The following is a 15,277-nucleotide window of genomic DNA, read 5'->3' on the forward strand; positions in this document are numbered from 1 at the left end:
TCAAAGATTTTCCGATGTGATCGTCAGGAAGCGCACCGGCTCGGCGCTGACCTCCACCTCAATCAGACCGAGCCTGTTCAGGGCAAGGTCTATCGATCGCCTCGCCTGCACCTCCGGCGCCTGATCGAGCACGATCGACATGATGCCACGACCGAGATAGTCCTGCGTCTCTCCCGTCAATTCGTGGCCGACCCAGAACGGCCGCCTGGCCTTGTTTGCCTCGAGCACCCTGGCAACACTCTTGTTGTCGCCACCGGCACTATAGACGCCGATGATGCCGGGCTCCCGCCGGAGCGCCGCTTGCAGCAGCTCCATGGCATTGTGCTCGTCATCGAGATCGAACATGACCTCGATGAAACGATGTTCGTTTGAACCCTTCTCCGAGAGATAGCTGGAGAAGCCGCGGATCCGCTCCTTATGGTTCTCATAGGCGCCGCTGTGGCAGAGAGCGACGAACGAACCGGGGCGCTGCGCCAGCATGCCCGACATGTAGTGAGCCGCGGTACGTCCGGCAGCATAGTTGTCGATGCCGACATAGGGCAGTTCGGGGGCCGGACGGGTCATGATCTGAACGACGGGAATGCCGAGACCGGCGGCCTTCCGCACACTGGTGACGACATCGGCATGGTCGGGCGCAACCACGATCAGCGCCGACCGGCGCGCTGTCGGATTGGCGATATAGCGGGCGAATTGCGCCGGCTCGTTCTCGCGGACGAACGTGCGGTGAACGGTGATGCTGTCGTCGAGCGAGGCGGCGATGCGCTCAAACGCCCGGTTCAGGCGCGAATAGAAGCTGGTCTCAGGGCGAACGAGGATCACCTCTATCCGGATCAGGCCGCGATGGGCGGCCGGCAGGCTTTGCCGGTATTCAAGCCGTCTTGCCGCCAGGAAGACTTTCTCCACCGTCTCTGGCCGCACGCCGCCGCGGCCGTTAAGGACACGCTCGACGGTCGCGGTGCCAACGCCGGCTTGCCTCGCGACATCCTTCAAAGTCACCTTCATCAGGGCTCACTCACTCCCAAAGCTGAGACAGCAGAGCATCAGCACGCTGTGAGGTCAATGATCAAATTTGATCAAGGAAGCATTGGAGCGTGCAGGCCCCGCAGCAGTATCGTGCCAGCAATCCGGGAGGAGCACCGGACGGTCCAAAACGAACGAGATCAAGGATCATCCGCCGGCGCGAAGCGGCCGGGGGATGACGGAGGAGCCAGATGAAGATCGCACTCGACCCGCATATGCACCGCCACCTCAATCTGCGCGACCTCTGCCGCAAGGCGGCGGAGCTCGGCTATGAGCATATCGAACTCTCACCGCGCGACGATTTTTTGCCCTGGTGGGTGCGCCCGCGGGCACACAAGGAACGCATCGCGGAATTCAAGGCGGCCCTAAAGGATCACGGCGTCCAGCTCGCCTCTATCCTGCCGATGTATCGCTGGGCGAGCCCGCATGAGGACGAGCGGCAGGCCGCGGTGCGCTACTGGAAGGAAGCAATCGCGATCGCGGCCGAAATGGGCTGCGATACGATGAATTCGGAATTCGGCCGCGGACCGTCGCCGGATCGCAGCCACCGCGCCAGCTGCTGCGGCGGCATGCATACCCACGAGCACAGCGAGGCTGCCTGGTGGCGCTCGATAGAAGAGCTCGTTCCGGTGTTCGAGCGCGAGGGCGTCACGCTAAACATGGAACCGCATCCCGAAGACTGGTGCGAAACGCTGCATCCGGCGATCGACATGCTGAAGACCATCGGCTCGAAGAACGTCAAATTCCTCTACTGTGCGCCGCATACCTTCTACTTCGGCGACGACATGGCGCGAATGATCCGCGATGCCGGCCCGCTGATCGCCCATGTGCATGTGGCCGATACTTATAATCACAAGGCGTCGTCAGGGCTGCGCTACATCATCAATCCGCCGGGCGCGAAGGTCACGATCCATCAGCACATGGATATGTACCAGGGCGAGATCAATTGGGATGTCTTCTTCTCCTCGCTCGCCGCAGTCGGGTTCGACGGCATCATCACCGCTTGCGTCTTCGGCTGGGAGGAGCGGGCCGACGATTCCGGCCGCTTCATGCGCGCTGAAATCCAGAAATATGTCGAAAAATACTGGCCCGGCAAACTTGGCTGATCGTCAACATCCGCCCCGGCACCGCATTATCAGGAATGAAACCGTGACCATCACAATTACGACAGCCCCCTGCTGCTGGGGCGTGGACGACGTCAACAATCCAAACCTTCCCGCTTGGCAACGCGTCTTCGACGAGGCGGCAGCGGCCGGCTATGGCGGTCTCGAACTCGGGCCCTATGGCTACGTGCCGCTCGATGGGCTCGTCGCAAAGGCGCTCACCGAGCGCAATCTCTTCATCGTCGCCGGCACGATCTTTGACGACCTCGTCTCTCCCGAAAATCGGGAGACATTGCTGCGGCAGACAGACGAAATCTGCGCCGCCATCACCAAGCTGCCGCAGCCGGAACAGGTGGCGGGCCAGCGGTTCAGGACCCCCTATCTCACGGTCATGGACTGGGGGCACGACGAACGGGACTATGCCGCCGGCCATTCCGATCGTGCGCCGCGTCTCGACGACAAGGCTTGGGCCGGGATGATCGCTAATATCACGGCGATTGCGGAACTCGCTCGGCGCAAATACGGCGTGCGTGCCGTCATCCACCCGCATGCGGGTGGCTATATTGAATTTGCTGATGAGATCGAGCGGGTGGCAGGTGACATTCCGCAGGAGGTCGCCGGCTTCTGCCTCGACACCGGCCATAGCTATTATGCCGGCATGGATCCCGTGGAGATGCTTCGCCGCTATGCCGACAGGCTCGACTACGTCCACTTCAAGGACATCGACCAGACCGTCTTCGACCGTGTGCTTGGCGAGAAGATCCGCTTCTTCGAGGCCTGCGGACAGGGTGTGATGTGCCCGATCGGCCGCGGCGTCATCGATTATCCTGCCGTCAAACAAGCTCTCGAGGAGATCGGCTATCACGGCTTCATCACCGTCGAACAGGAGCGTGATCCGAGAAATGTCGCCGGCAGCCTCGAAGATGTGAAACAAAGCCGTGATTACCTCAGGTCGGTCGGTTTTTAAGGATAAAACTATGACGAATAACAGGAGAAAGCCGATTCGCTGGGGCATGGTCGGCGGCGGCAAAGGCAGCCAGATCGGCTATATTCATCGCTCGGCAGCGCATCGCGACGAAGTTTTTGCCCTTGCGGCGGGTGCCTTCGATATCGATCCGGAACGCGGCCGTGCCTTCGGCCTCGATCTCGGGCTCGACGAAACCAGGAGCTACCGGGATTATGCGACGATGTTTGCGACTGAGGCCGGGCGGGCCGACGGCATCGAGGCCGTGTCGATCGCAACACCCAACAACACCCATTTTGCGATCTGCAAGGCAGCACTCGAACATGATCTGCATGTGATCTGCGAAAAGCCGCTCTGCTTTACGACCGCTGAGGCCGAAGAGCTGAAGGCGCTTTCCCAGGCGCGCAGCCGTATCGTCGGCGTGACTTATGGTTATGCCGGCCATCAGATGATCGAGCAAGCGCGCGCCATGGTCAGGAATGGCGATCTCGGCGAGATCCGCATCGTCAATCTGCAATTCGCCCATGGCTTCCATAGTGCTGCGGTGGAGGAGCAGAACCCCTCGACGCGCTGGCGTGTCGATCCGAAATTCGCAGGCCCCAGCTATGTCCTCGGCGACGTCGGGACCCACCCGCTTTATATCGCCAAGGTCATCCTGCCGCACCTCAAGATCCGGCGTCTGCTCTGCACGCGCCAGAGCTTCGTCAAAAGCCGAGCGCCGCTCGAAGACAATGCGGTGACCCTGATGGAATACGATAATGGCGCGATCGCCACCATCTGGTCGAGCGCTGTCAATGCCGGCTCCATGCACGGCCAGAAGATCCGCATCGTCGGCTCGAAGGCCAGTATCGAATGGTGGGACGAACGGCCGAACCAGCTCGCCTACGAGATCCAGGGCGAACCGGCCCGCATTCTCGAGCGCGGCATGGACTATCTCTATCCTGAGGCCAGGATCGACGATCGTATCGGCGGCGGTCACCCGGAAGGTCTCTTCGAAGCCTGGGCGAACCTCTATCGCCGCTTCGGCTTCGCCATCAACAGAGAGCGCGGCCTTGCCCCTGCGGGGGTCGAAGAGTTGGTCTTTCCCGATGTCGATGCCGGACTGGAAGGAGTGCGCTGGGTGGAAAACTGCGTGCGGTCCGCCGACGCCGGCGGGGTCTGGCTGGATTATCGCTAGGTCTTCAAGGAGCCCTGGTGCGTCCCTGTCTGGCGCCATATGCCGGCTTTACACAGCTGCGCTGGAGATATGTTCAAGGACGGCCTTTCCGTGCCCTCTCAGATAAGCGGATCGTCATCTTCCGTTGCCTGCGGCGGGCGGCGACGCGTGCTGTCGTTGGCGGCCTTTTTATGCTCGTCGGCAGCTGCCTCGCGGATTTTCTGGAAGCGGTTGTCGCCAGCGCCGTCTGCGGGTGGCTGCGGGTCGCTTTTTTTCACAAAACGGATCATGGGTCATTTCCTGCTTTGGGAGTGGAAGCGCTCCGCACACATATCGGAGCGCTCTGGAAATTGGTGTCAGACGGCAAGCGCGGTGGCGCAGGCTTGAACGCTTCGGCTGTCGGGTGAGGTCTGCCCAGGCATGGTCGCCCAACCGCCGGCCTCGACGAACTGACGCTGCTTGTAGCCTTCGGTAATTGCCTTGAACTCGATCAGTTTAGCGCTCGCATCCGGCGCCGCATTGAACCGCTCGACGCAAATGGCCGACGCCAGCTCTCCGCGTGCAACGTCGCCGGCGGCGGCTGCCGCTTTGCTTGACGTGCCGCCTGTTACCCAACCTCCCCAGCTGAAGCCGATAATCATCGTGGCGATCGCCGTGACGACACAGGCCCAGACGAGAAGCGTCTTGGATGGCTGGTAACTGTCGAAACGCTGGGTGATCGATGTCTTGCTGCTGCTCTGCACGGACATTGGAATTCTCCCTGTCTATTGTTTGGGTTGCGCCGCCCGGCTGCGCCGGACCGGTTCAGGCTGGCCTCAGTATCCCATATCGCCCATGCCGCCATTTCCGGCTGCAGTGGCAGAGTCTCTCGCGGGAATGTCGGCGATCATCACCTCGGCGGTGATCAGCAGCGCCGCAATCGATCCGGCGTCCTGCAGAGCGGTACGCACGACCTTGGCGGGATCGACGATGCCGGCCTCGATCATGTCGACATAGGTCTCCGTCTGTGCGTCGAAGCCCTGATTGTGATCATTGCTGCCGGCGAGTTTTCCGACGACGATCGAACCCTCGAACCCGGCATTGTCGGCGATCTGCCGGATCGGGGCTTCGAGCGCCCTGAGCACGATCGAGATGCCCGCCGTCACGTCGGCGTTCTCCCCGGTCAGTCCCGTGAGCGCCGACTTGGCGCGCAACAGTGCCACGCCGCCGCCAGGCACGATGCCCTCTTCGACCGCCGCACGGGTGGCGTTCAGCGCATCGTCGATGCGGTCCTTCTTTTCCTTGACTTCCGTCTCGGTCGCGCCACCGACGCGGATGACTGCGACGCCGCCGGCGAGTTTCGCCAGGCGTTCCTGCAGCTTTTCCTTATCGTAATCGGAAGTAGTGTCTTCGATCTGCGCCTTGATCTGCTGGATACGTGCCTGGATGGCCGCTTTCTCGCCGGAGCCGTCGATGATCGTGGTGCTGTCCTTGTCGATCAGCACACGCTTGGCGTGGCCGAGCATATCGAGCGTGACGTTGTCGAGCTTGATGCCGAGATCTTCGGAAATCATCTGGCCGGCGGTCAGCACGGCAATGTCTTCCAGCATGGCCTTGCGGCGATCACCGAAGCCCGGCGCCTTGACGGCAGCGACCTTCAGGCCGCCGCGCAGCTTGTTGACGACAAGTGTCGCCAGCGCCTCGCCTTCGACGTCCTCCGAGATGAGGAGCAGCGGTTTGCCGGTCTGTACGACGGCTTCCAGGATCGGCAGCATCGCCTGCAGGCTGCCGAGTTTCTTCTCGTGAACGAGGATATAGGGATCCTCCAGTTCCACGCGCATCTTCTCGGCATTGGTGACGAAATAGGGTGAGAGATAGCCGCGGTCGAACTGCATGCCCTCGACGACATCAAGTTCGGTCTCGGCGGTTCGTGCCTCTTCAACCGTAATGACGCCCTCATTGCCAACCTTGTCCATCGCCTTGGCGATCATCTCGCCGATAGCGGCGTCGCCATTGGCGGCAATGGTGCCGACCTGGGCGATCTCGCCAGACGATTTGACCTTCATCGCCCGCGCCTGGATTTCCTTGACGACGGCGGTAACGCCGAGATCGATGCCGCGCCTCAGATCCATCGGGTTCATGCCGGCAGCGACGAGCTTTGCGCCTTCGCGGAAGATGGAGGCGGCGAGCACCGTTGCCGTCGTCGTGCCGTCGCCGGCAAGATCATTGGTCTTCGAAGCCACCTCGCGCACCATTTGCGCGCCCATGTTCTCGAACTTGTCCGCGAGCTCGATCTCCTTGGCGACGCTGACGCCGTCCTTAGTAATGCGCGGTGCGCCATAGGCCTTGTCAATGACAACGTTGCGACCCTTCGGGCCAAGCGTCACCTTGACGGCGTTGTTCAGCAATTCGACGCCGCGCAGCAGACGGTCGCGCGCGTCGGTGGAGAATCTGATTTCCTTGGCAGACATGATATTTCTTTCCAGTTCGGTCTTGAGATGCTGGTCACAAATTCGACGCTCAGGCGGCTTTGTCGGCAGCCGCTTCGGTCTTTCCGACGATGCCCATGATGTCGGTCTCCTTCATGATCAGAAGGGTTTCGCCATCGATCGTGACCTCTGTCCCCGACCATTTTCCAAACAGAATGAGATCGCCGACCTCGACATCAAGCGGGACCAGATTGCCGCTTTTGTCGCGCAGGCCCGGGCCGACTGCGACCACTTTGCCTTGCTGCGGCTTCTCCTTGGCGGTGTCTGGAATGATGATCCCGCCCTTGGATTTGACATCGCCTTCCGCACGTCGAATGACGACGCGGTCGTGAAGTGAACGGAATTTCATAGAGGTCTTTCTGCTGCCGGCGCGTATGGCGGCTGCAATTCATAAATAGCACTCGTGGCACTCGATTGATAGGAGTGCCAAGAAATATTCTTCGCGGTGGAAAATTTCTTAGATATTCAAGAAATCAATCCGACCGGATATTTTGTAATAATCAGGAAATGGCCAGAATTTTTTGCGCCGCCGCGTTCCGTTTTATTTGCGTAAACGAAGAGTTAATTTGGCGTTTTTCATAGATAAATCATAATTTATCTTGATTTAAACTCAATCGTGGCGCAATGATAGCTCTCGTCGATTTGGCCGATTTGGCTTCGCGGTGTCAGAGACCTACGACCCGCCATCACCACTGAATTCTCGACAGCGATCCATGACGTCGTTCCGGCGTTGAGTTCGCCTGTTCCGATCCGGAATGAGCTTGGCGCTGACCGCGGATGTACCGGCAGCCTCGAGTTCGTCCGGTTTGGATCCCAACGATACAGGAGCGCATCGGCGTATTCCTGCGGAGGCCCCAGCCGTGACAAGTCGCACCACACAAACCGTCGTCCGCTTTTCATCCCCATTCCGCCTTCCCGGTTTTGACGGGGCGCAGCCAGCCGGAGAATACCGCGTCGATTATGACGAGGAATTGATCGATAGCGTTTCCAGGCTTGCCTGGCGACGGGTCGGCGCCTTCATCCACCTGCCGGCGATCGCCGCCCAGAGTTCGATGCAGCAGATGATGCCTATCCACCTGTCAGATCTCGAAACCGTGCTCGAAAAGGACCACAAACCGTCATGACCGCTACCCGCATCCCGCAACGCAATGGACGCTCAATCCGGCGCGAGGCAGCAACACATATCTTCAAGGTGGGGCAGACTGTCCGGGTGAAGGACGGGTTCTTGGCCGTTCCCTCCAAGCTCCCCGACACATACCGCATTACCGCCACGCTGCCTCTGAGAGGAAATGTGCTGCAATACCGCATCCGCAGTGACGATGAACGTCATGAGCGGGTCGCGACGGAAGATAGCCTGGAACTGGTAAACCTATCGCCCGCCGGCAGCGGCGCAACACTGATCGAGAGGACGTTTGGCCAAGGCCGCGGCCCGAATGACGAGAGGTTGACATCGTGAACAGCCATGAAGACGAAGCCGAACGAAGACAGAATGCCTTTGCCGTCCACACATGGGAAGCGCCCGGCCGCTACTCCATGGAGATCGAACACGATCGCCGGATCGAATCCGCCCGTTCGTGGACTGTCTATCGTGTCTCTGCGAGCGCTCCAGTGCACGCCGACCATGCCATGATCGGCAAGAGCCGTTCGGAGGCCGGGAAAGACATGATGTCCTCCAATCTTCTCAACATAGGATATCGGAAGGAATGGCTCAGACTGTCGGGCGCCGCTCGGAGTGCTCGTCGGACCCCGCCGGTTCAACCATGGCGCTAGCCTTCCTGAACCAAAGCCGTAGTTTCGATGCTGCGAGAAATGCTGTGCGCTTCGTTGGCCATGACGGCATGTTTCAGGTGTTGTTCTTCATCGAGGTCGGCGCGCTGGCGAAATCCGACGCCGCATTGCAAAGAACCGAGCCTTCGGAAACGAGATGGCTTTCGTCTTTCGACGCCCTGCGCAACTCAATTCAGGACGTGGCACATAAAGCCTATTCCTACCGCCGCCGCGCCTTTTATACTCTAACTGCGGCGGATTTCCGCTAGACGGATCCGGACGCGCGAGAACGCTGCATGTTGATCCGTTACGGCTATGAAATGACGCTGACCTGCCCACAGCCGACAGCATTGGTATGTCTGCTGTCGGTGCATGAGGATCGTGCGGCCGACATCAGAATTCCGGAAACGGTCTTCACCACGCCCGATGTTCCCACTTCGACTTATCGCGACCTCTTCGGCAACCGCTGTCTTCGGCTGGTTGCCCCAACGGGCGATCTGACCATATGGGGCGATGCGACGATCGAAGACGACGGCCAACCGGACAGGGCACTGCCAGGCGCCAGAGAAGTCCCGGTTTCGGAGTTGCCGGATGATTGCCTCGTCTACCTGATGGGCAGCCGCTATTGCGAGACGGATCGTCTCAGTCAAATTGCGTGGGATATGTTCGGCACCGTCCCACCGGGCTGGGGCCGCGTTCAGGCGATCTGCGACTTCGTTCACGGCCACATTCAATTCGACTACATGCAGGCACGATCGACGCGGACAGCCTTCGAGGCATTCCACGAACGTGTCGGCGTCTGTCGCGACTTTGCGCATCTCGCGGTGGCGTTGTGCCGTTGCCTTAACATTCCTGCCCGATACATCAATGGCCATCTCGGCGACATCGGTATTCCCGTCGTTGATCCGATGGACTTCAGCGCCTGGATCGAGGTCTTCCTCGACGGTGCATGGCATACGTTCGATCCGCGCAACAACACGCCGCGGATCGGTCGTATCATCGTCGCACGCGGGCGCGACGCCGCCGACATACCGCTCATCAATTCCTTTGGACCGCATGTGCTGAAGGCGTTTAGAGTCTGGACTTATGAAGTGGCGGACCTGCAGCACATGCAAGGCCTCGCCGAAGGCGCTGTTTAGAACGAGACCTGTCCAGCCTCAGGCTGCAGGCCGCAGCTGTCGTAAGAGTGCCCGTCCGTTCCCGGTCCATAGCAGCGCCGAGCCGAACTGCGCCCTCTTCCAAAATCACGTGACAGCGTCGCTCGCCTTGTCTTAACTAGGGCATTGCCGGTTCGGGGCCGACTCGCGCCGGAAGCCGGCGTCGATGTCTTCGAGTGGAGGGCCGCTTCAGATGAAAATCCTTGTCATAGGCGCGGCCGGGATGGTCGGTCGCAAGCTGGCGGCTGCACCGGGCAATTTCGATGCGAGCCGGGCGCTGGCGCTCGGCTTTACAGCCGAAATATCCTTCGACGAGATCATTCGCGTGCATATCGAGGACGAGCTCGAAAGCCGCCTGCCGGAGCGTTCCTGACATGCTGCTTGGGGCGATTGCCGATGATTTCACCGGCGCCAGCGATCTTGCCAACACGCTTGCGAGAGGCGGCATGTCGACCGTGCAGTTCGTCGGCACCGGCCGCGGCAAGACGGATTGCGAGGCCGGCGTCATCGCGCTGAAGACGCGCTCGGCGCCGGTCGACGATGCGGTGCGTCAGTCGCTGGAGGCGGCGCGCTGGCTGCTCGAGCAGGGCTGCGAGCAGATCGTCTTCAAATATTGCTCGACCTTCGATTCAACGCCTTCAGGCAATATCGGCCCGGTGGCCGAAGCGCTGCTGCGCCTCACTGGCACCGGCGTCGCCGTCGTCTGCCCGGCCTTTCCGGCGACCGGCCGGCGGCTTTTCATGGGACATCTCTTCGTCGGCGACCGGTTGCTCAGCGAATCCGGCATGCAGAACCATCCGTTGACGCCGATGACCGATCCCGACATCCGCCGCTGGCTGCAGCAGCAGACGAAGGGCGAAATCGGCAGCATTGCGCTCGACGTGGTGCGCTCGGGCGCTGCGGCCTTGCGCAACGGCCTGCGCGCCGAACTCACCGCCGGCCACCGCCTCGTCGTCGTCGACGCCATCGAGGACAGCGACCTGACGACGATCGCGGCCGCAGTCGCCGACCATAAGCTGGTGACCGGCGGCTCGGGCATCGCGCAGGGCCTGCCGCAGAATTTCCGCGACCAGGGCAAGCTCTCAGGCGCTGCGGCCGAAGTGCCCCTGGTCGACGGTCCCGGTGTCGTGATCTGCGGCTCCTGCTCCACGACCTCGCAGAACCAGGTCGCCTGTCACCTGCAGAACCATCCGGGGCTTGCGATCGATCCGGCGGTGCTGATGCGCGGCTCGATGTCGGTGGAGCGTGCGGCACGCTGGGTGGAGGCGAATGCCGCCGAAAATCCGATCGTCTATTCGACAGCCGCTCCTGAAGTGGTGAGCTTCGTGCAGCAGCGTTTCGGGCGCGAGGACGTGGCTGGAAAAATCGAGGCCTTCTTTGGCGGACTGGCGCGGCGGCTCGCCGATGCCGGCACGCGGCAGATCGTCGTCGGAGGCGGAGAAACCTCCGGCGCGGTAGTGGAGGCCCTCGGTCTCAAAAACATGATGATCGGGCCGGAAATCGATCCCGGCGTGCCGGTCCTAGTAGCCGACCGCTCCGGGCCGCTCGGGCTTGCGCTGAAGAGCGGCAATTTCGGCTCACCACACTTTTTTGCCAAGGCGCTGGACAGGATCGCCGGTCATGAATGAGCGCGCAGGCCGCAGACGATGTGCCCGTTCGCTTAGGGCGGCGGTTGAAAGATGTTGGCATCGTGCCATCTTGGGTGCGAGCAGTCCTTTGGGAATTAGCGGAAGATAGGGAGTTCGCAGTCCATGTTCGATCATATTTCCATCGGCGTAAAAGACCTGGAAAGAGCCCGCCATTTCTACGATGCGGCACTGGCACCGCTCGGATATGAGCGTCTGTCCAATTCCGACACCATGATCGGCTACGGCCCGGAAACGGTCGGGCTCTGGGTGATGCAGGTTGAACAGCCTGTTGTTGCCGACATACGATCGGGGCTGCATTTCTGCTTCGTCGCGCCGAACGAGGCCGCGGTCGATGCCTTTCACGCGGCGGCCATTGCATCCGGCGGCACGGACAACGGCGAACCGGGTATCCGGCCGGATTACGGGCGCTTCTATTATGCCGCCTTCATCATCGACCCGGACGGCTATCGCCTCGAAGCGTATTTTCACAAAGGCGAGCTCTAAGGGATTAGGCGGCAGCTCTCGATATCGATACGCGGCAGCCGGAGGCTTCGAGCGCCTGGCTGGCGACGTCGAGGAATAGGCGGCGGAACCAGCGCGCCCGGCCGTCGGCCTGGTCGACGCGGCGATAGAGCATCGTCACGGGATCGGCGGGCAGAGGAAGCGGCGGCTCGCAGATCGTCAACCCATGCAATTGTGCCATGCAGCGGCCGATCGATTCCGGCACGGTGGCGATGGCGGGCATGGCCCGCAGCGCCGTCGGCAAGGCAGAAAAACGCGGCACGGTCGCCACCACCTGCCTGACGTGGCCGGTACGGCTCAGCGCGATGTCGATGCTGGTCGCAGCATTGCCTTCGAACGAGACAGTGACATGGGCGACATTGGCGAAATCCTTGAGGCTCAACGGCGCCTTCAACCGGAGCTGGGCGTCGTCGTAAATGCAGATCGAGGCCTGGTCGAACAGCGGTGCGCGGATGTGCCAGGAGGCCGGTTCGTCATGCACGGAGACGCTGAAGTCGAAGACGCCCTCGTCCAGCCGGCGCGCGGCATCGCGCTTTTCGGAAGCGATGCCGATCAGCCGGGCACCGGGTGAAAGCTGGAGAAGACGGGCGGCGAGCGGGCCGAAGAAAGCCGATTCGAGATTGTCGCACATGCCGATGCGGAACTCGCCCTGCCAGTTGGCCGGATCGAATTCGGCCTGCGGGCGGATGGCGCGCTCGATGCCCGACAGCGCATCCTCGATCGCCGGAGCGATGGAAAGGGCGCGCGGCGTCGGCTGCAGGCCGCGCCCGACACGCACGAATAATTCGTCGTCCAGCGCCTCGCGCAGGCGCCGCAAAGCAGCCGAAAGACCGGGCTGGCCAAGCAGCAGCCGCTCGGCGGCGCGGCTGACATTGCGCTCCTGCATCAGCACCGAAAAGGCCAGCAGGAGATTGAGGTCGATCTTGCGAAGAGTGGCATCATTCATCATCGTGAGTAATACCTGGCATGGCTACTATCAATTTGCAATAGGAATGGAAGCTGTACATTTTCTCGTTCCCTGCCGCCCGGCAACCTCCCCGATGAGCGGCAGCAAAGAAGGAACGATTTCGATGACACTTTCCAAATCGCGAGGCGGGGCGGGGCTGGCATTGCTGCTGCTCTGCACCGCCAACTTTCTCGACGCCATGGACGTCTCCACCATCGGCGTTGCCTTGCCTGCCATCCAGGCCGAACTCGGCATGGAGGCGACATCGCTGCAATGGGCCGTCAGCGCCTATGTACTCGGCTACGGCGGCTTCCTGCTGCTCGGCGGACGGGTCGCCGACGTCTTCGGCCACCGCCGCGTCTTCCTCTGGTCGCTGGCGATCTTTGCTGCCGCCAGCATCGCCGGCGGCTTCGTCGACAGCGGGCCGACACTCATCGCCGCCCGATTGGTCAAAGGCATCGCCGCCGCCTTTACCGCGCCTGCGGCTCTTGCGCTGCTGCTCTCCGTCTTCGGCGAGGGAAGCGCCCGGGCAAAGGCGCTCGGCGTCTTCGCCTCGACCGGTGCCACCGGCTTCGTGCTCGGCATGGTGCTCGGCGGTGCCGCGACGATCTTCAGCTGGCGAGCGACGCTTGTCATGGGCGCGCCCGTCGCTATCCTGACGCTTCTTCTTGCGCCGCTGGCGCTGCCGGCCGACCCGAAAAGGACGGGACCGCGGCCGAGCTTCGACTGGGCCGGCGCGCTGACGATCACACCCGGGCTGCTGCTCTTCGTCTTCGGCATCACCAATGCTGCGGCCGCCGGCTGGCAGGCTTTTGCGACCTGGGGTTCGCTCGTCGCGTCGCTGGTGCTGATCCTGCTCTTCCTCTTGGTCGAAGCGCGGCATGCCGATCCGATGGTACCGCTCGGCATGTTCCGCCGGGCCAAGCTCCGGCATGCCAATGCGATCGCCGCGCTCTTCCAGGGCGCCTATGTCGGCTTCCAGTTCCTGGCGACGCTCTATTATCAGAACGTCATCGGCTGGTCGGCCTTCACAACCGGCTTCTGCTTTGCGCTTGGCGGCGTCTTCGTGATGTTCCTGGCGCCACGTTTTGCGACGCTCGCGCAAAATCGCGGCGCCACCGGGCTGATGGCGGCGGGTGTCGGCCTGCAGGCGTTCAGCTATATCTTCTGGGTGACAGCACTCGGTCATGTCGACCCGATCCTGCTCGTGCTGTTCTCGCAGATCCCGCTCGGCCTCGGTTACGCCATGACCTACCCCTCGGTCCAGGTCGCAGCCCTTTCCGACGTGGAGGACGACAAGTCGGGGCTCGCTTCCGGACTGCTCTTTGCCTCCTTCCAGATTGGCGGCGGCATTGTGCTTGCGGCTGCCTCGGCAGTCTTCGGCGCCGCACCGCATTTCGGCTGGAACCCCTATGTCGCCGGGATCGCGTTCGTGGCGCTGCTTGCGGTGGCGATCACCCTGCTTGCAGCCGCCGGGCCGCGAACATCGGCCGCCCGGAGCCCCACCTATCAGGCGGCGGAATGACCGTCATCGGCCCGCACCCTGACCGGTGCGGGCTGCTCATGAACCGGAGCGATATCTGCTGCAAGAATCCCGTTGCTTTGCCTGGGTGAAAGGCGCATGGTCGCAACTTCGGCAGCCAGTGTAAGGGCGCTGCCGACTGAGGGTTTTTATACCCTTGCCCCGATGAAAGGAGGACCGATGTCTTCCACTTTCGAAAAGCCGCATCTGACTTCGGCCGATCTCGACATGCTGCAGGGCGTGCTCGACGACGCCGGCTACGACGCCAAAATCCTGATCGGCAACGAACGTGTCTTCAACGTCGCGGCCATACTGTTGATCAGGCTGTTCGAAGAGGGCGTCACCTCGCCGGCCATGCTCTCACAAGCGCTCGAACACCATTTCGGCAAGCCGAAGACGCCGCCGAAACCGGTAACCCCCGTCTTTAACCGATATGCGATACAGGGATTGCCCCGCGAAAGACGCGCCGCCGGCTAGAACATGATGCCGAAAAGTGTGAGCGGTTTTCGGACGACATCATGCTCTCACTGATGTTCTAGCGGCAAGTGAGCCGCCGGCTCCTAAGGAGTATTGTGCGAAAAACCCTTTTGCTTTGTATCTGCGTCGCAGCGGCCGGTTATTTCGGATGGGTGCAATTCGGGGCTTACCAACAACGCGAGCAGGCTAGAAATCTTGCAGACATCGACAGGGAGCGCCGGGTGGCGCTCCTGGAAATCGATGGCTGCCAGGCGAAGGTGGACCTGCTTCTGTCGATGACAGACCGCCTGCTCAAGGCCGGCGGTATGCTTGTGCCGCGCGATATCGGACGGGACATAGAACTCTGTCTCGCCCGCGGCATCATGTCGGCATCAGGCCTGGCGGAGATGGAAAGAACGAAGCTGATCCGCCTGTTTCCCGTGAATGACTAGGCGCGTCGCAAAATTCATCCCTCGCGCTTTGGGTCTTTGTTTTTACGCATGTCGTTGTCGCAAAACATGGGGTAATCGCGGCGCGATCACCCAGACCATTTTCAAGAGTGATGGCT

19 protein-coding genes and 1 pseudogene are annotated in these 15,277 nt (G+C 61.6%); 14 read left to right on the forward strand and 6 right to left on the reverse strand.

Annotated features, from left to right (window positions below):
* Positions 1–1,002 (reverse strand): LacI family DNA-binding transcriptional regulator, encoded by a 1,002-nt coding sequence (locus G9X64_RS19650; protein ID WP_168313348.1) that lies wholly within the window; start codon positions 1,000–1,002, stop codon positions 1–3.
* Positions 1,003–1,211: 209 nt separating this feature from the next.
* Between G9X64_RS19650 and G9X64_RS19655 the strand changes: the two genes are divergently transcribed.
* Genes G9X64_RS19655 through G9X64_RS19665 form a run of 3 tightly spaced genes read left to right on the forward strand, consistent with a single transcriptional unit; the run spans position 1,212 to position 4,264 of the window.
* The gene (locus tag G9X64_RS19655; RefSeq protein WP_168313347.1) at positions 1,212–2,126 is read left to right on the forward strand and encodes a sugar phosphate isomerase/epimerase family protein; all 915 of its coding nucleotides are present in this window, start codon (positions 1,212–1,214) and stop codon (positions 2,124–2,126) included.
* Positions 2,127–2,169: 43 nt separating this feature from the next.
* On the forward strand, positions 2,170–3,090 hold the full coding sequence (locus G9X64_RS19660) for a TIM barrel protein (protein WP_168313346.1): 921 nt from the start codon (positions 2,170–2,172) through the stop codon (positions 3,088–3,090).
* A gap of 10 nt (positions 3,091–3,100) precedes the next feature.
* Positions 3,101–4,264 (forward strand): Gfo/Idh/MocA family protein, encoded by a 1,164-nt coding sequence (locus tag G9X64_RS19665; RefSeq protein WP_168313345.1) that lies wholly within the window; start codon positions 3,101–3,103, stop codon positions 4,262–4,264.
* A gap of 98 nt (positions 4,265–4,362) precedes the next feature.
* Here G9X64_RS19665 and G9X64_RS19670 read toward each other — a convergent pair whose 3' ends face one another.
* The 4 genes from G9X64_RS19670 to G9X64_RS19685 all read right to left on the reverse strand — a co-directional run bounded on the left by G9X64_RS19670 (position 4,363) and on the right by G9X64_RS19685 (position 7,060).
* Positions 4,363–4,533: a hypothetical protein gene (locus tag G9X64_RS19670; RefSeq protein ID WP_168316731.1), complete on the reverse strand. Its 171-nt coding sequence runs from the start codon at positions 4,531–4,533 to the stop codon at positions 4,363–4,365.
* 66 nt (positions 4,534–4,599) lie between these two features.
* The gene (locus tag G9X64_RS19675; protein WP_168313343.1) at positions 4,600–4,992 is read right to left on the reverse strand and encodes a hypothetical protein; all 393 of its coding nucleotides are present in this window, start codon (positions 4,990–4,992) and stop codon (positions 4,600–4,602) included.
* 66 nt (positions 4,993–5,058) lie between these two features.
* A complete protein-coding gene (groL, locus tag G9X64_RS19680; RefSeq protein ID WP_168313342.1) occupies positions 5,059–6,693 on the reverse strand; it encodes a chaperonin GroEL in 1,635 nt (544 codons plus the stop codon).
* A 49-nt stretch (positions 6,694–6,742) separates the two neighbouring features.
* Positions 6,743–7,060 carry a co-chaperone GroES gene (locus tag G9X64_RS19685; protein WP_171377244.1) on the reverse strand — a complete coding sequence of 106 codons (318 nt, stop codon included), beginning with the start codon at positions 7,058–7,060 and terminating at the stop codon, positions 6,743–6,745.
* A 511-nt stretch (positions 7,061–7,571) separates the two neighbouring features.
* Here G9X64_RS19685 and G9X64_RS19690 point away from each other — a divergent pair.
* The 8 genes and pseudogenes from G9X64_RS19690 to G9X64_RS19725 all read left to right on the forward strand — a co-directional run bounded on the left by G9X64_RS19690 (position 7,572) and on the right by G9X64_RS19725 (position 11,767).
* On the forward strand, positions 7,572–7,835 hold the full coding sequence (locus G9X64_RS19690) for a hypothetical protein (RefSeq protein WP_168313340.1): 264 nt from the start codon (positions 7,572–7,574) through the stop codon (positions 7,833–7,835).
* Positions 7,832–8,167: a hypothetical protein gene (locus G9X64_RS19695; RefSeq protein WP_168313339.1), complete on the forward strand. Its 336-nt coding sequence runs from the start codon at positions 7,832–7,834 to the stop codon at positions 8,165–8,167. Before G9X64_RS19690 ends, G9X64_RS19695 begins: the two co-directional genes overlap by 4 nt.
* A complete protein-coding gene (locus G9X64_RS19700) occupies positions 8,164–8,481 on the forward strand; it encodes a hypothetical protein (protein ID WP_168313338.1) in 318 nt (105 codons plus the stop codon). The genes G9X64_RS19695 and G9X64_RS19700 overlap by 4 nt, the downstream gene beginning before the upstream one ends.
* On the forward strand, positions 8,472–8,747 hold the full coding sequence (locus G9X64_RS19705) for a DUF1488 family protein (RefSeq protein ID WP_018241284.1): 276 nt from the start codon (positions 8,472–8,474) through the stop codon (positions 8,745–8,747). Before G9X64_RS19700 ends, G9X64_RS19705 begins: the two co-directional genes overlap by 10 nt.
* Positions 8,748–8,774: 27 nt before the next feature.
* A complete protein-coding gene (locus tag G9X64_RS19710) occupies positions 8,775–9,617 on the forward strand; it encodes a transglutaminase-like domain-containing protein (protein ID WP_168316735.1) in 843 nt (280 codons plus the stop codon).
* Positions 9,618–9,882: 265 nt separating this feature from the next.
* Positions 9,883–10,008 (forward strand): annotated as a pseudogene (locus G9X64_RS19715) (D-erythronate dehydrogenase); the annotation flags it as partial.
* 1 nt (position 10,009) lies between these two features.
* Positions 10,010–11,263 (forward strand): 3-oxo-tetronate kinase, encoded by a 1,254-nt coding sequence (gene otnK / locus G9X64_RS19720; RefSeq protein WP_168313336.1) that lies wholly within the window; start codon positions 10,010–10,012, stop codon positions 11,261–11,263.
* A 123-nt stretch (positions 11,264–11,386) separates the two neighbouring features.
* A complete protein-coding gene (locus G9X64_RS19725) occupies positions 11,387–11,767 on the forward strand; it encodes a VOC family protein (protein ID WP_168313335.1) in 381 nt (126 codons plus the stop codon).
* 4 nt (positions 11,768–11,771) lie between these two features.
* Here the strand turns inward: G9X64_RS19725 and G9X64_RS19730 are convergent, their stop codons facing one another.
* On the reverse strand, positions 11,772–12,734 hold the full coding sequence (locus G9X64_RS19730; protein WP_168313334.1) for a LysR family transcriptional regulator: 963 nt from the start codon (positions 12,732–12,734) through the stop codon (positions 11,772–11,774).
* A 121-nt stretch (positions 12,735–12,855) separates the two neighbouring features.
* Here G9X64_RS19730 and G9X64_RS19735 point away from each other — a divergent pair, with 121 nt between their 5' ends.
* From G9X64_RS19735 to G9X64_RS37125, 3 genes are all read left to right on the forward strand, one after another.
* Positions 12,856–14,256: an MFS transporter gene (locus tag G9X64_RS19735; protein WP_171377245.1), complete on the forward strand. Its 1,401-nt coding sequence runs from the start codon at positions 12,856–12,858 to the stop codon at positions 14,254–14,256.
* Between the two features lie 96 nt (positions 14,257–14,352).
* Positions 14,353–14,730, forward strand: a complete 378-nt coding sequence (locus G9X64_RS19740; protein ID WP_171377246.1) for a hypothetical protein — start codon at positions 14,353–14,355, stop codon at positions 14,728–14,730.
* Positions 14,731–14,825: 95 nt separating this feature from the next.
* On the forward strand, positions 14,826–15,161 hold the full coding sequence (locus G9X64_RS37125; protein ID WP_171377247.1) for a hypothetical protein: 336 nt from the start codon (positions 14,826–14,828) through the stop codon (positions 15,159–15,161).
* Positions 15,162–15,277 lie beyond the last annotated feature (116 nt).

It is taken from the genome of Rhizobium sophorae, assembly GCF_013087515.1.
GTDB lineage: Bacteria > Pseudomonadota > Alphaproteobacteria > Rhizobiales > Rhizobiaceae > Rhizobium > Rhizobium sophorae.

Bases quoted from the DNA above. Each gene is read 5' to 3' on its own strand.
- G9X64_RS19670 (WP_168316731.1), bottom strand. From the start codon at position 4,533: ATGATCCGTTTTGTGAAAAAAAGCGACCCGCAGCCACCCGCAGACGGC.
- G9X64_RS19650 (WP_168313348.1), bottom strand. From the start codon at position 1,002: ATGAAGGTGACTTTGAAGGATGTCGCGAGGCAAGCCGGCGTTGGCACC.
- otnK (WP_168313336.1), top strand. From the start codon at position 10,010: ATGCTGCTTGGGGCGATTGCCGATGATTTCACCGGCGCCAGCGATCTT.
- G9X64_RS19740 (WP_171377246.1), top strand. From the start codon at position 14,353: ATGGTCGCAACTTCGGCAGCCAGTGTAAGGGCGCTGCCGACTGAGGGT.
- groL (WP_168313342.1), bottom strand. From the start codon at position 6,693: ATGTCTGCCAAGGAAATCAGATTCTCCACCGACGCGCGCGACCGTCTG.
- G9X64_RS19735 (WP_171377245.1), top strand. From the start codon at position 12,856: ATGACACTTTCCAAATCGCGAGGCGGGGCGGGGCTGGCATTGCTGCTG.
- G9X64_RS19665 (WP_168313345.1), top strand. From the start codon at position 3,101: ATGACGAATAACAGGAGAAAGCCGATTCGCTGGGGCATGGTCGGCGGC.
- G9X64_RS19710 (WP_168316735.1), top strand. From the start codon at position 8,775: ATGTTGATCCGTTACGGCTATGAAATGACGCTGACCTGCCCACAGCCG.
- G9X64_RS19730 (WP_168313334.1), bottom strand. From the start codon at position 12,734: ATGATGAATGATGCCACTCTTCGCAAGATCGACCTCAATCTCCTGCTG.
- G9X64_RS19705 (WP_018241284.1), top strand. From the start codon at position 8,472: ATGGCGCTAGCCTTCCTGAACCAAAGCCGTAGTTTCGATGCTGCGAGA.
- G9X64_RS19725 (WP_168313335.1), top strand. From the start codon at position 11,387: ATGTTCGATCATATTTCCATCGGCGTAAAAGACCTGGAAAGAGCCCGC.
- G9X64_RS19655 (WP_168313347.1), top strand. From the start codon at position 1,212: ATGAAGATCGCACTCGACCCGCATATGCACCGCCACCTCAATCTGCGC.
- G9X64_RS19675 (WP_168313343.1), bottom strand. From the start codon at position 4,992: ATGTCCGTGCAGAGCAGCAGCAAGACATCGATCACCCAGCGTTTCGAC.
- G9X64_RS19685 (WP_171377244.1), bottom strand. From the start codon at position 7,060: ATGAAATTCCGTTCACTTCACGACCGCGTCGTCATTCGACGTGCGGAA.
- G9X64_RS19695 (WP_168313339.1), top strand. From the start codon at position 7,832: ATGACCGCTACCCGCATCCCGCAACGCAATGGACGCTCAATCCGGCGC.